Below are 14719 nucleotides of genomic sequence, written 5' to 3'. Positions count from 1 at the left end.
ACATGTATTTTACATAAATGTAGTACTTACTTAAATCTCTTCGAAAATGTACCCGTTTGGGGAACATAATGTACTCGTCTGGTTGCCTACAAATCTCGTTAAAACATGTATCATTAAAAGCGATGATAAAAATATTACATAGATGGAGAGTGAAAGCAAGAAATGAAGAAGCGTAGATTTTTGAAAGGGATGTTGTCGGCTGTGATCGCAGCATCCATGCTATCTGGTTCATTTATATACCCAGATAAAACAAGTGCAGCTTCGTCTTTTACAGGAGTCAAGGCTGCTTTAAATTATGACACGACGCTGATCCAAACAAGCGATAACAATTGGTATGGAACGGGTGACAACGCGGAGTACCAACTAGCTACTAATGAACGGACTAATGTTCTGTTTTTTAATCAATTTGGATTGGATAACATTGTTGATGTTGCCTATGGCCAAGACGCTACATTAGCTGTCCGTTCAGATGGTCGTGTATATGCCTGGGGCCAATCTATCGGTAGTAGTCGTTTAGGAAATGCTAGTCGCAATGATGTTAATACCCCTCAACTAGTAGAGGGAATCAGTGATGTAATCCAAGTTGCTTCCGGAATCAGCTACTCCATGGCGCTGAAAAGTGACGGTACGGTATGGACCTGGGGCAAAATGTACTGGGAGAGCGAAGACGGAACGAAGCATATCCCAAAACAGGTCGCCGGTCTCACCGATGTCGTACAGATTGTTGCCGGTTATAGAACACCATATGCAATCAAAAGCGACGGAACCCTCTGGGCATGGGGAAGTAATGACTATGGACAGGTTGGAAATGGTGATCGAACTTCAGTCACGGCTCCGGTTCAAGTACTTACAAACGTCAAGAAAGTTGTAAGTCACGAGTTCTCAACGTTGGCGTTAAAGAATGATGGTACGGTTTGGGGCTGGGGAAAGACAGATTATGGACAAACTGGTTATGGAAATTCGTCTGGTAGCATCCTTACTTATGCGACTTCTCCACATAAGTTTGGCACCTTGAATACTGGTGAAGATGCTCAAATTCACGATGTTATTGACATCGCTATATCATCTAGAAGCTCTTTAGTCGTACGTTCGGATGGATCAGTGTGGGGTGCCGGAACAAGTTCTTCCGGTACACTTGCAGATGCAAAAGAAAATACAAATCCACGGCCTGTCCTGGTCAATAATTCATTGAATATTAAAAATATCTATATGGGCTCTTATCATGCTGTTGCTATTGATCATGATGGAAACGTCTGGGGTTGGGGTAATAGTTCGGTCGGCCAACTTGGATTCAAACAGAACGCTGTAAAAGTACCTGTATTGCTGAATGTTGCAAACCAGCAACTGGCGGATCCGACTTTTAAAGTGGGCCAAGTGAAGGACAACACAATCGATGTTACCATTACAAATCCAGATTACTATACAACACTTATACTGGAATATCGGTTTAACGGCTCCGGGTGGAAAACGATCAATTCCGGAGATACCATCACTTTATCTGAGAATGGAACACTTGAGGCAAGAGTAACCAATCCACAAGGAACATCGAAAGTTGGAACGTACTTGATTAAGGGGATTGGTAGCAAGCCTGCGAAACCTGAAATGACTGCTAAGTACAGTAATAATGAGATGATAATTCTTTTTACTAGTCCGACAAGTGTTGATGAGTTGAAACTGGAATATCGTTTTAAGAATGGTGAATGGACAACTGTAAACTCAGGTGAAACAGTAACCTTCATAGAGAATGGACTACTTGAAGCACGTGTCACGAATGAATATGGAGTTTCCTCGGATATTAACGAATTTACGATTAGTGCAATCGATGATTCAGTCCCAGCACCGCCAACCTTTACGCTTAAAGATACGAGTGATAAAGATGGTACGACTACGCTAATCATTAACTGGCCATCTGATGCAACTAAACGTCAATATAGATCAGAGGGTAACGATTATTGGGCCGATTATGGTACTTCGTCTGGGATATACGTTCAAAAAGATACAACTTACTATGCAAGAGCAACTAATCAGTACGGGAAATACTCTGAAGCAAGCTATGTTATTGATTTTCTATATTTAGAAGATAACTATGCTTCAGGTATCGGTAAGGTTTTCTTAGCGGAAGTAATGAAGCAACAGGTTTATATTGATGAAGCAAGAGAATTTGTTGCTAATTTAGCCTTGAAAGATGAAAACAGAGAATCCTTGAATGCACGTCTAGACGCTGTTCAAGAAATCGTTGATCAAAATGATCCTATGTATAAACAGAAGGTACAGGATGCTACAGATGCGGTTATCAAAGCTGAAACATCCAAGACACAGAGCGATGTGGATGCAGCACGCGATAAGGTAGAACTGATTCGTGGAACTGTAAAGGACGAACTTTCTGCTCGTTTAGACGCAGTCCAAACTTGGATTGATGGTGATGCGGATTACGCTAATAAACTTTTGGCGGCCAAAAAAGCCGTTGAAGATGCTGAATCCATACTCGATCAATTTATGATTGATGCTGCACGAGCATCTGTAAGTGAATTAAAGGAAACAGATAAAAAAGATCTTTCGGATCGTTTGGATGTCGTTCAACAACGATTAGATACTTTTGAAAAAGCACTTGCAGGTGTATTACAAGCTGAACGATCGCTTTCCCAAACAGATGTGGACACAGCCCGTCAATTGGTAAGTGAAATGAGTCAGGCAGACCAAGTGAATAAAAATATGCTATATACAAGATTAAATGCTGTACAAGCTGAGTTAGATAAAGCGCATGCACAACAAGTCGCTGAGGCAACCGCAGCTGTAGAAAAGGCAGAGCAAAGTAAATTACAAGTAGATGTTGATGCTGCTCGTTTACTCGTTTCCTCTCTTCGTGCAGGTTTTGAACGTGGTAATTTGGATTTACGGCTGCATGCAGTTCAAACCATTATTAACGAGGAAAAGGATTATGCTAACAAGGTCCGTTCCGCTACGATTGCTACGGAAAATGCGGAAGCCTCTTTGTTACAAACAGAGCTTGAAACAGCAAGAGTGTTAGTTGCTATGCTGAGAGATGAAGACCAGGTAGATCTTACAGCACGACTGGACGTTGTACAAGGCAAGATTGATTATATTGATCAATATAATCTAGCACTTGCTTTTGTTATGAGAGCTGAGGTAACTGAAATACAGGATGATGTGGAAAAAGCGTGGAATTTTGTTAATGATCTAAACCCATATGATGAGGCTACAAAAAGAGATAAAGCTAATCTTCAGAATCGCCTTAATACTGTCCAAGATAAAATCGTTGCCGAGAAGGCTTATCAAATTCAACTTGCAGAAACTAAAAATGCTGTTGCAAAGGCAGAATTGTCTAAATCCCAAGTGGATGTAGATACGGCGAGATCCTTGGTGCTGAAATTGCGCACTAGAGACCAAGCAGCACTTACAGCAAGATTGGATAAAATCCAAACGGAGATTAACGGTGATCAAGAATATACAAAGCAACTGGAAGAAGCAATTGAAGCGGTTAACAAGGCAGAATCGACAAAGGATCAAGCCGATCTTGATCATGCTAGAGATCTGGTAGACAAACTGAAAGACAAAGATCAGGTCGACTTATCAGAGCGCCTCGATAATCTTCAAGAGATCATTGATGATTCTTATGAACAAACCTTAAAATTGGCTACACAAGCCGTTGAGAAGGCTGAAACAAGCTTGTTACAAGAGGATGTTACAGCTGCTCGTAACTTAATCAAAGCACTGAGAGCCTATGATAAAGCGACGCTTGGTACACGGCTTGATGTGGTTCAAGAGTTGATCGATTCTAATAAAAACTATCAAGAAAAGCTACAGGAAGCGGAAGATGCTGTAAAGAAGGCAGAATCAACAGTGCTGCAAGATGACCTGGATGATGCGCGTGAACTCGTAAACTCCTTGCTTCCAGTTGATCAAACTGCATTCCAAAGCCGTCTTGATGCGTTGCAAAACATCATTGATGAAAGAGACAAGTACAATAATCAACTGGCTGAAGCAACAAATTCGGTCCGGGTTGCAGAACTGTCTAGAAATCAAGAGGACGTAGATGTTGCTCGAACTCAGGTAGCTGAGCTGAAACCTGAGGATCAATCTAAACTGAATCTTCGGCTGGATAGTGTCCAATCCATTATTGACTTTAAACTGAATCTTGGTCCAGCAAAAGAGGCTGTTTTCAAAGCCGAAGAAAGTCAGCTGCAGACTGATCTGGATACGGCTAAAGGCCTCGTGGACAAGCTCAGAGAAGGTGCATGGAAATCTTATCTGGTTGAAATTCTTAACGATGTTCAATTGAAGATCACGACTGTAGGAGAAAGCCAGGATGCAATCAATGCTGCAAAAGAGAAATTAAGTGCAGCTGAGAGTTCGAAAAAACAAGCGGATCTGACGAAGGCTAAAACAGCTATTGATGCTTTGCCGGCAAGTATGGAGAAAAATGCACTAACAGAGAGCTTAGCTAAGCTGCAGGCCGAAGTGAGCCTCACAAAAGCCGTACAGAATGCTAATTTAGCTGTAACCCGTGCAACAAGTGCAAAAACGTGGGATACCTATTATTATGCCCTAGCTTTGGTAAATCCTCTTCCGGATTCATCTAAGAGCGATATGCTAACAAAACTTGAAGCTCTTAAAACGAAGATAGATACTACTCGCACAGATGATGAGTTGATCATGGACGCTGAAACACTTGTAGAATTTGCTGAAACTAGCTTGCTAGAAAACGACTATGAATTAGCATCTGTTGCAGTGGGTCAGCTGAAAACAAGTTCAAGAAAAACACAACTTAATAAACGTATCACTGCAATCAAAAATGGTTTGGTTAAACAAAACTTAAAAATGACACGGTTCGAAGTAAAAACACAGACCAAAAACACGAATACACTTGTGTGGGATAAAGTCGATGGAGCTACTGGTTATAAGCTGGAACGCATGCTTAACGGAGCTGTTCTTAAAACCTACAATCTGACAACGCAAAGTACGTACAAGGATGTTGGATTGGAGTTAAATACAGAATACAGTTATCGCATTACTCCAAAAGCAGGTTCCATACTGGGAGAACCGAAAGAAATAGTCGCTAGTAAATTTGTTGTAGACCTGCCACCTGTACCTACACTGGTCTCTGCTTCCGTTGATGAAGATGGTGTGTTGCATGTTACAGGGACAGGGCAGGATCAATAGACATTGTATTATGTCGTACACAATGAAAAAGGTGTACAACAGACAAGAGCATCCCTGGTGAGTGGTGAAGAGAAGACGTACGTATTTAACACTGCTGGTGTATACACTGTAAAGGTTGAGGCATACAGCACTTCTGGGAAAGTATCTTCCTACTCAGAAGCCAAAACGGTTACTGTACTTTCTTCCATGATTGAACCACCGGTTGCCAGTAACGTGCAGTACTCTGCACAGGTTGAAGGTGATTACGTGGTATTCACTGCTTCAGTAGCTAATAATGTAGATGGTGTTGCTCAGAAGTTTACTTTTGAAGTCCGTGATCCGGAAGATAAACGTTTCACGTATGGAGTGGGTAAACTAGTCGATGATCGTATCGTATATACATTTAAGCGTTCTGCCTCAAGTATGATTCCTGGTGAATATACGCTTTTGATTAAAGGCAAACGAGGATCAACATCCGGTGAGGCTGCTGAATTCGTATTTAATGTGAACTAATTTTTTTAAAGGAGCACTCACTCTTTCTCTAATTATAAGAGATCTGAGTTGAGTGCTTCTTTTTAAATCAATTTAGCACCTCATTAAATAGAGATAATGCTTGAAAGCTAACTGAGTGTTTTCCTATGCACTAAACGTTTCGTCTATTCATAATATCGAATTAAATGACGATAAATCAGTTGTAAATCCTACAAAATTATAGAGAAGGTGACTTTTTTTGAAACGTGCACACGGTTTACTCGCATTCGTAATTGTTTTATTTGTTTGCAGCCTCAATCCAGGCAGTGTATCTGCCAACCAATTTGCAAGTCTGCCCAAGCCGGATTGGACATTTTCAGTTCCAGAAGAACACACTTACATGTCGAATAGCAACGTTAGAATTACTGATACAACGTACAATTATTTGAGCATGGACAACCAGATGTACATTCTTAACAAAAAGACCGGCAAACTAATGTCCAGCACCAGCTATACAGCAGGAACTAATCTTAGCTTTAGCTTCTTCGGTACATACGCGCAAGTCGATCAAAATGGTATAGTGTATATTCTCACACCGATCAAAAATGCGGCTGGGGTTGTAAAACAGCGTTTAAGAGCTTATCACCCGGACGGACATGTGCTATGGGATAAGTACTTTAATGAGAAGATACGTTCGTTGTCGGGAGTGTCATTGATGCCTGACGGTAACCTGTTCGTATACCTGGAGACAGCCTCTGATCGTGTTATTAGTTACCGGTATACCCCCAAAGGTGAGTTTTTGGGCAAGAATATTTGGAATGCATCGATATATTACGGCTTTGTAGATGGTTATCTGCAGACCATTAATAGGACAAGCAAAACTTCAAGTCGTATGACTTATTATGATTCAAAATTAAAAGAACAATTTCGATATAATTTTGATTTCAAAGAGGGAGTATTTGCTGGCCTGGGTTATGACGGATATCTATATTTAGAAAAGAATCTTGGTAACAACGTTACAAGCTTTACAGCAAAAACAAAGGAAGGTAAAGTAGTTTGGACTAAAAAGATAAGTAACTTAATTTACCGAGAAGGTCAGAATAATTCAGAGCGTGTAAGTAAGGATGTGTTTTCATTTGGATTTACAGGAATTCTATCTAATGGCAACTTTATTTTTATAGACCGTAAAGGTGTTATGCAAACAGTTAAGGCTTCTGCAAAGAGCTATCAGACGGCGTCAGATGGTACAGTGATGCTGGTTGAGGATTCCAAAGTATCCATCTATCAGGCAAGCAAGTCGGCGACAACCAAATTAAAATTGTTGTATACCATGAATACCTCTGAAATCGATGGTTCTCCGTTCTCGTTTGTGTATGAGGGTGGAGGTATTCTATATTACATGAACGACAGCAGTCAGATTACTCGATATGTTTTAAACAAGTCGCCTGTTCAAACCTTAAAATAAAAAAATGAATTAGCTAACCAGGAACTATAACTCAATATAACTAACAAAGCAGCTGATCACGTGGATTAGCTGCTTTTGTTCAACTAAAGGACAGGATAATAACAGCGTTGCATTGAATATAATAATGGATATTGATTGATGCCATTCATGGTAATGCCTCTACATGTAAGGAGATGGAGCAAATGCCTACATACCTGGTCAAGAAAAGATTCTGGGATGATGAAAAGAATCTGGACCAAGAAACTAGTGTCAAAGTGACAAACGATAGAAATGAGGCTGTAACAGCATTTAAAGAAATTCTTATCTGTGCTGGAAGATTAATAAATCAGGATGCGGATACTAAGGATAAAATGAAAATACAATTTATTGCAAGCATCATTAGAGAATGCATATCCCATCCAAACTCTATAGCTAGAATTACATAGTGGAGGATAAAAAAAATGATTTATATTACTGGACATACACGGAACGATCAGCGCAAACAAGAGGTTTAATTCAAAGAACTTTCCACAGCAGAAACAACTAACCAAGGATGATTATCTCATCATAACTGGAGATTTTGGACTAATATGGGATGGAAGTAAAGAGAATCAATATTGGCTCAAGTGGTTAGACAAAACTAAGCCATTTACGACACTGTTTATAGATGGCAATCATGAGAACTTCGATTTGCTTGAAGAGTATCCAGTGGAGATCTGGAATGGTGGTAAAGTACATAGAATTAACGATAGTGTTATTCATCTGATGCGCGGACAGGTTTTTGAGAGTGAGATGCCATCTCAAGAGGAATACGAAGAAGAATTGAAGAATTTAGAGGAACATGATTGGAAGATACTTACACACGCTTGCTCTACTATATATTGAGCAGCGTTGCAATATACGAATGAATCGAGATGAAATGCATCCTTACTTTTATGGCATTGAGCAGAAGGCTGAATACAAGCAGTGGTACTTCGGACATTTTCATCATGACTTTGGATTGCCCAATAATCAAAGACTGCTGTACACGTATATGATAAAGATAGAATAGATACCTGGAGGGTATTATGGATAATGCCATAGGTGAGAGACTAAAGAAAGCAAGAAAACATACAAATCTTACACAGATTGAGGTTTATGAAAAGATCGGAATCAATAACAAAACCCTTAGCGGATATGAAGTTGGGACTAGTGAACCAGACTATAAATCTTTGGCTAGACTGTGCAATCTTTATAATGTGACTATTGATTGGGTCATTACTGGTATACCTCTATCTAGTGTAGAAGTTCCTAAAACGAAGGGTATTGAACTAACAAGCGAAGAATTTTTGAGCAATGACCTGTTGTATAGAGACAAGGCAATGACATTAACCGAAAAGAGAAAGTTAGTTGAAATTGCTCGATTACTTTTTGATTGAAGATAAAACAAATATTTTATAGGGAGAGTTAGTCAATGCTGTTGGATGAGATAGAGAAAGACAAAGACAATATTCTTGATATATTTGATAGATATGGTGCAAGTAACGTTCGTATCATGGGATCTGTTTCAAAGAGAGAAGAGACTGAATTAAGTGATATTGATTTTGTGGTCACATTATATAAGCTACCTGATGGAAAGAGTGACTTGGTGCGCTATATGGGGCTCCTTAAAGATTTAGAATCATACTTTAAAAGAAATATTGATTTGGCGGATGAAGAACAAATTTGTACGATGTATCGTAAAGCCTTAAGCGAAGCCTATCATTTAGAACGTTAAAGTTGATAAAACGGTACATTTGATCAAAAGTGAGGTGGGTAAGTTGCAATACTATCCGATGCCAGATCATGTAAGAAAACAATGTAATTACCGCTTTTCATACACTGTTATTGTTAGCTTGTTTACCAGTAAGGCCGGAATAAAGGATTACTTAAATAAGAATGTAAGGATCAATAATGATGAAAAGCTAGGTAAAGATGAATTGACCCAAAGAGCAGCAAGTGTCGTGGAGGGATTTGTTGAGACTCTTGAGGAGTTTAATGGTTATGATTCAGTACAAGTTGCTGGAATTACCTTTGCAAGTGCGTATGATAAAGAATTTTGACTCTAAGGTGTGATGAAATTATGGAAGATAAGGCTATGATCTCATTTCAAATAAATGAAACTGAAGTAAAAAAGCTATGTAGGCTGCAATTTGCTGAATTAGTTAGAGAAGTTGACGCAGAATACGGGTTTTGGGATTCAAATGAGTTGAAGAAAAGAACTTGTTGGAGTTGTGACACCATTCAAGATACTTTCACAATCCAAGATTCATCAAAAGAAAAGTCGATTGTAAATGGATTTTCCAGTCATGGAAACCAGGGAGTTTTGGGAGATTGGTTGCTTGAACAAGGAAAATAATACGTTAATGTGAGAACTGAGTAAAGAAATGATCAAAAATTAAATTAAAAGATGTAATCTTCTTGAAGATAAAAGGGGTTATTATTTCATAAAGAGATGAAAAGTAGGAGGCAAAGTAATGGGTATAAAATCGTGAGTAGTTAAAAGTTTAGGATATCGTATACACTTCAACTACATTGATGGTGAAGTTATCTATTGTCCGGATTGCAGACAAAGTTTAGATGATTACAATAAATTCTTGAAAATAAATGGAAATGTACGAAATGTAATGTAAAATTTCATGTTCAAACTGATACGAGGGAAAAAGAAGAACAGTTAATCGGATGTTTCTAGACGAATTAGAGGAAGGTATGACTTTAGTGTTACATCAAGAAAATTTGATTCACGAACTATTGTCTATCCAAGTCTTTTCTAAAAGTGCCAAGTTGAGGCTTAGAAATCACGAACAATTTATGCGAAAGAACATAAGTATTATGACAATGTACTTGGATCGTGGCACAGCTTGATCAAATAACTATTTTATAGGGAGATGATGACATGAACAAAGAAAAGATTAGATACGTAATTCTCAAAGAAACTGAGAAAGACGAGCTATTTAATAATGCTGACAAGAGTAATTTCGAGCAACCGGATCTAGGATTTGGATGGGAAGAATTTGAGGAGCAAGTTAACTTTTTGGTCAGAGAGGGATACTTAACCAAACCTTTTTATGCTGGCGATACGATTTACTACTATAACTCCAAATTAACGGAAAAGGGTGAGGAGTATTTAAATAACAACAAGCTGCATGTTAAAGCGTATAAATTTGTAAAAGAAATTAAAGAGTGGATAAGTCTTTAGTGTAATTAATGGTTGTTTATTTTGTGGGTTTAAGGGGAGAGTTTAAACAATGCATCCTAATGTATTTAGTGTTGCTCGCAGAGCAGATCAAGCATTCGATGAAAAAGATATTCATTCTTTAGAAGCGATAGTGGGAGAGTGTCTTGAGATTATAGATTCGTCAGATTATAACGATCTTGAAAGAGCTATATTTGCGTATCTTGGTGCGACATCTCAAGGAAATAGAAATGGTCTGATCTATAGTGGGCAACTAGAACATTCAGATGAAAATAATAATGAAGAAAATTTTGAATTAAGTTTGTACTTATATCGTAAGTCGCTGGAGTACTTTAGCAAGTATAAAAGTGAATCGGTGCAAAGGGCTTCAGCTACAAGGGAAGATGAGGCGTATTACACTGTCTATTTGTTAAGTTCAACTACAAATTATGCAAACGAATTACATAGTATCGGAAGAATAACCAGATCAATCGATCAGTTAAAACACGGAGTAAATGAAGAATTCCCTATGGCTCTAGGAAGTATGGGACTTAAACTTATAGATTATGCTCGAATTAACTACGATGAGGGACATAGTCAGGTTTTACTTAACGAAGGAAGTCGATTACTGAGGCAAGCTCTTATAAGTCCTGACGTAGATGATAATGCACGTATTGTGTTCAATGCTGAAGTTGAACGTGTTAAGGACTATGTTAATGAGAATACTTTTGATGAATTTTCACTTGGGTCTTCTGACAAAGAGCAAGACTATAGATCTTGGTGTTTACACAACAACTTATTTTTGAATACACTGAATGATTATTTTTACGTTTCGATGGTTGCATGCGACGTTCTACACCTTCCCGACATTGTAACTGAGATAAACATTGGCCCAAAATATCATGGTTTATTTAGTCAGTTAAAGCAAGAATATGTATCAGCAAGATTTGTTATTTATGATGGAATTAACAACAACACTCCACATTTCTCAGACAAAGACGTTTTTATGTATAACACTTTGGATTATCCTATATATGGTATTGGGATAGAAAAAATAAAATTTGGTTTTAGAAGTCTTTATTCAATTTTTGATAGAATAGCATATTTTCTAAATGAGTACTTCGATTTAGGTATAAAAGAACAGGATGTTTCTTATAAAACAATTTGGCACAATAAAAAATACGGCAAGAATGGGTATGATTACAAGCTGGATCTAAAGAAGCATATTACAGATAATGAGACATACAATCATCCTGGTGTCGGTTTATATTGGTTATGCAAAGATATTGCCAAGAAACAGGTGAAACACAAGTATTTAGATCCTTCTATTGAGGCTTTATCTGTTTTAAGAAATGCATTGGAACATCGTTACCTTAAAATTCATGACTCATTACTTCATCAAAATGAAAATTCCATGGATACTCTTGCGCATTCAGTTGATCTCAGAAGTTTTCAGTCTGCAACATTAGAACTAATGAAATATTCTCGAGAAGCAATCGTTTTACTATCATTATTAGTAAATGTGGAGGAAAGACATAGATTAGTAGTTCGGCGAGAAAGTTCCACAGTGCAAGTGACAATGGACGAATACAAGGACGAGTGGAAAACATTCTAGGAATGAAATGTGTATATGAAATGGCTATTACAAAAGGAAAGGAAAATACAAGTGATTGAATCATCAATGTTATCGTCACCAGTTGAATTACTGATTATTTTTATGAGGTACTGGGGAACTAGTATTTTCATTGGGCTGACTTTTTCTGGACTTCTATACTCTTTGTTAAGATATAAGTGGATTAATTTTTCCAATATTTTGAACAGATTAAATACCACATTGGATAGACTAACATATATAGCTGTGTTTTGGTTTATGGTAATTTTAATTCCATGGTCTATAGCATTTATAATCATGAACGTTGGTTTTCATACACACTCTTCAGAGTTACATAATTCAGCTCTAGTGTTACTAAATTTCATTTTATTTGCAGTCAGTATAGGCTTTGCGCTTGTAACATATCAAATTATAACGATATCAAGTTTCAAAAATTTAAAGAAACACAAAGTACTTGATATGTCTGATTGGGATTATATAAAGGGAGGAAAACTATACAAGTGGCCAGATGCTACATATAGATACCTGAAAAAGATAAAATGGTATGACCAATTCTATTTAGATACCAGAAAAGTGGCTTCTCATATTTATAAATTGCCTAATGTGGTATTTGTCAGTCCAAGTGCTAATAAGGGTAGAATTGAGGAGAAGCTTTATGATATATTTCCAAAAAAAATAGATTTCCTATTGATGGATTATGTCAGAAATATTGAAGGAAAAGTTACCACCAAGAGCAATGGGAAATTTACTTATGTAGATGGTTCTTTTAATGGTAATAACTTAAAAGAGAACCTTTCCAAAGTAGATATAAAGTTTGCAGACATAATAATGGACATCAGAGGTTGCTTATGGTACTCAACGAATAAAGATGATAAAAATGGCGAGGGAATTACTCGTGTTTTTAAAGAGTATTATAAGTCAATAAAAATGGGTGGAATTATCATAATTGATGCTGCAGAGTTATCTGATTATGAAGTAATGTTTAATTCATTTATTTATAAAGCTACGAATTACGTATGTGGATTTCAGGAGGTTTCAACATACCAGAAAATTGAACGCTTTATATTTAAAGATGAATTCGTAAGCAAACATTTTGAATTTGAAGCTATTGGAAAGGGTAGCAACTCCTTGTATACATTTAAAAAAATCGCATGATAAAAGATGTGTTTTAGAGGGAAGGAGGGGCGACTATGACAAATAAGATTAACCTCTAGTTGATGATCTGAGAGACTGTCCAGAAGGCTTCGTGGTCGCTCGTACATATTACGAAGCAATACACATCCTGGAGAGCAATAGTGTGTCTATTCTCACCCTAGACCATGACTTGGGGGAAGATGTAGATGGTAAAGAGTTGCCCAATGGATACGACTTGGTTAAGTACTTTTGTGAGAATACTTTGAGAGCAGATAAGATCTATCTGCATACTGACAATCCAGTTGGACGCACAAACATGTATGAGACACTGCTAGCTGCTCAACGTAGAGGGTTTATAGATGAAGATATTGAAATATATCATTATCCTATAAAGGAGAATAAGTATTCTGGTGATTGATAGCATGATAAGGAGGATTAGTTTTGAGTTACGCTCGAATACAGGGGATAATTTTAATACTGATTGTTTCCTTTATGATACACGAGTATGTTGGTTACTTAGTCACCGCTGCATGCGTTACACAGTATTTAGTTTATCGATATGAATTATGGAAGATGAATCATGCGTATGATCCACCAAAGAAGAAGAAGAGATAACCTTTCCCTTTAATGATGGTAAAATGCTAGTTTGATTAAAATTTAGAAGGAGGGTATTTGTGGTGGAAAACTGGAGGCTAAGCAAAGAAGAATATAAAATACTTCTCTCATACATAGGCTGTGGCGATATTCCTAATGCTGATATCTTAGTTTTCGGCAATGAAGAAGGGACAGGCGGGTATAGTGTAACAGAGAATGTGAAAGCCAGAACGCAGTTAATTTTAGCTGGTGGGGATGTTAGCAATTACAGTATTGAGGCTAAAAATTGGCGAGAGGGATTTTTTTATCCAGATTCAGATCAACTTCTTGCAACTCATGAGAATAAACGGACAAAAGATTTTACTGCTGGTGTATTTAATGCCGCCATTGCAAGGCTTTGTTTAGCCCATGAAAGAAGCTCAAGCAACAATTGGTTTCAAGGTGCTGCTAATGTACTGGCATATGAAGCAATCAAAGAGTACATTAGTAGAAGACTTTATAAGCCAAGAGCTGAGGGAATTCAAACTGCTTTGATTGACTGGAGGCCACTCCCTAGGTTAACAGAAAGAATCTGGCCGATTGAATATGGAGCCGTTGCAGCATCACCTGAAGACAAACCGAATCAAGATAATCCCTATTTAGCGGTGTTCAATAAACCTAAAGGCAGATTCAATCCCAAAAAGTATACCACTACAAGTTTTAGTGACTTCAAAGAAGATATGAATTTTAGAGCAAGTATAATAAAAAATGCTTTAATAAAATCGAAAGCGCAAATTCTTCTAGGGATTGGTGGAGCAGGTGGCTTTAAAAAGGATGCTCTTGAAGTAATGTTTGGAAAAGATATTTTTTCAACAATACCTTTTACATGTGATATGAGAAACAGCAAGGGACAGTTACAAAAAGCATTTAAAGCAGAAGTACCATTAGATAACAAGACCTTGTATATTTTCTTAATACCATTTCCTTCTGCTGGACAAGGGTTTTCATCTCAAGAAAATGCCTTGGGTATGCTGGAGGAACTTTCAAACAATTATTTGGAACCAATTTTGATGAAGACTAAATAAAATGTAGATTTCACACATATAAAACCCACCAATGGGTTTTTTTTGTT

General features: G+C 37.5%; 14 protein-coding genes. All 14 read left to right on the top strand.

Annotated features, from left to right (window positions below):
- Positions 1 to 162: 162 nt before the first annotated feature.
- The 14 genes from HP552_RS05110 to HP552_RS05045 all read left to right on the top strand — a co-directional run bounded on the left by HP552_RS05110 (position 163) and on the right by HP552_RS05045 (position 14672).
- Complete coding sequence (locus HP552_RS05110) at positions 163 to 5181, top strand: RCC1 domain-containing protein (RefSeq protein WP_175394522.1); 5019 nt, start codon at positions 163 to 165, stop codon at positions 5179 to 5181.
- Positions 5182 to 5184: 3 nt separating this feature from the next.
- On the top strand, positions 5185 to 5673 hold the full coding sequence (locus HP552_RS05105; protein ID WP_175394521.1) for a hypothetical protein: 489 nt from the start codon (positions 5185 to 5187) through the stop codon (positions 5671 to 5673).
- A gap of 217 nt (positions 5674 to 5890) precedes the next feature.
- Positions 5891 to 7096, top strand: a complete 1206-nt coding sequence (locus HP552_RS05100; RefSeq protein WP_175394520.1) for a hypothetical protein — start codon at positions 5891 to 5893, stop codon at positions 7094 to 7096.
- A gap of 182 nt (positions 7097 to 7278) precedes the next feature.
- Complete coding sequence (locus HP552_RS05095; RefSeq protein WP_175394519.1) at positions 7279 to 7521, top strand: hypothetical protein; 243 nt, start codon at positions 7279 to 7281, stop codon at positions 7519 to 7521.
- A gap of 22 nt (positions 7522 to 7543) precedes the next feature.
- Positions 7544 to 7960, top strand: coding sequence for a metallophosphoesterase family protein (locus HP552_RS05090; RefSeq protein ID WP_312884213.1), 417 nt, complete (start codon positions 7544 to 7546; stop codon positions 7958 to 7960).
- Between the two features lie 182 nt (positions 7961 to 8142).
- Positions 8143 to 8493: a helix-turn-helix domain-containing protein gene (locus tag HP552_RS05085; protein ID WP_175394518.1), complete on the top strand. Its 351-nt coding sequence runs from the start codon at positions 8143 to 8145 to the stop codon at positions 8491 to 8493.
- A gap of 35 nt (positions 8494 to 8528) precedes the next feature.
- Positions 8529 to 8831 (top strand): nucleotidyltransferase family protein, encoded by a 303-nt coding sequence (locus HP552_RS05080; RefSeq protein WP_175394517.1) that lies wholly within the window; start codon positions 8529 to 8531, stop codon positions 8829 to 8831.
- Between the two features lie 43 nt (positions 8832 to 8874).
- Positions 8875 to 9156, top strand: coding sequence for a hypothetical protein (locus tag HP552_RS05075; RefSeq protein WP_175394516.1), 282 nt, complete (start codon positions 8875 to 8877; stop codon positions 9154 to 9156).
- A gap of 20 nt (positions 9157 to 9176) precedes the next feature.
- Entirely contained in the window at positions 9177 to 9452 is a 276-nt protein-coding gene (locus tag HP552_RS05070) for a group-specific protein (protein WP_246310766.1), read from the top strand.
- A gap of 537 nt (positions 9453 to 9989) precedes the next feature.
- The gene (locus HP552_RS05065) at positions 9990 to 10292 is read left to right on the top strand and encodes a YjcQ family protein (protein WP_175394515.1); all 303 of its coding nucleotides are present in this window, start codon (positions 9990 to 9992) and stop codon (positions 10290 to 10292) included.
- 49 nt (positions 10293 to 10341) lie between these two features.
- Positions 10342 to 11883 carry an LA2681 family HEPN domain-containing protein gene (locus HP552_RS05060; RefSeq protein WP_175394514.1) on the top strand — a complete coding sequence of 514 codons (1542 nt, stop codon included), beginning with the start codon at positions 10342 to 10344 and terminating at the stop codon, positions 11881 to 11883.
- A 51-nt stretch (positions 11884 to 11934) separates the two neighbouring features.
- The gene (locus HP552_RS05055) at positions 11935 to 13035 is read left to right on the top strand and encodes a hypothetical protein (protein WP_175394513.1); all 1101 of its coding nucleotides are present in this window, start codon (positions 11935 to 11937) and stop codon (positions 13033 to 13035) included.
- Positions 13036 to 13126: 91 nt separating this feature from the next.
- Entirely contained in the window at positions 13127 to 13432 is a 306-nt protein-coding gene (locus HP552_RS05050; protein ID WP_312884212.1) for a cyclic-phosphate processing receiver domain-containing protein, read from the top strand.
- Positions 13433 to 13688: 256 nt separating this feature from the next.
- Positions 13689 to 14672, top strand: a complete 984-nt coding sequence (locus HP552_RS05045) for a hypothetical protein (RefSeq protein WP_175394512.1) — start codon at positions 13689 to 13691, stop codon at positions 14670 to 14672.
- The last annotated feature ends 47 nt before the right edge of the window (positions 14673 to 14719 follow it).

The sequence above is a fragment of the Paenibacillus xylanilyticus genome, from assembly GCF_013359935.1.
Classification (GTDB): Bacteria; Bacillota; Bacilli; order Paenibacillales; family Paenibacillaceae; genus Paenibacillus; species Paenibacillus xylanilyticus.
Note: the sequence above shows the minus strand (reverse complement) of the source record. Positions and strands in the feature narration are given on the sequence as shown.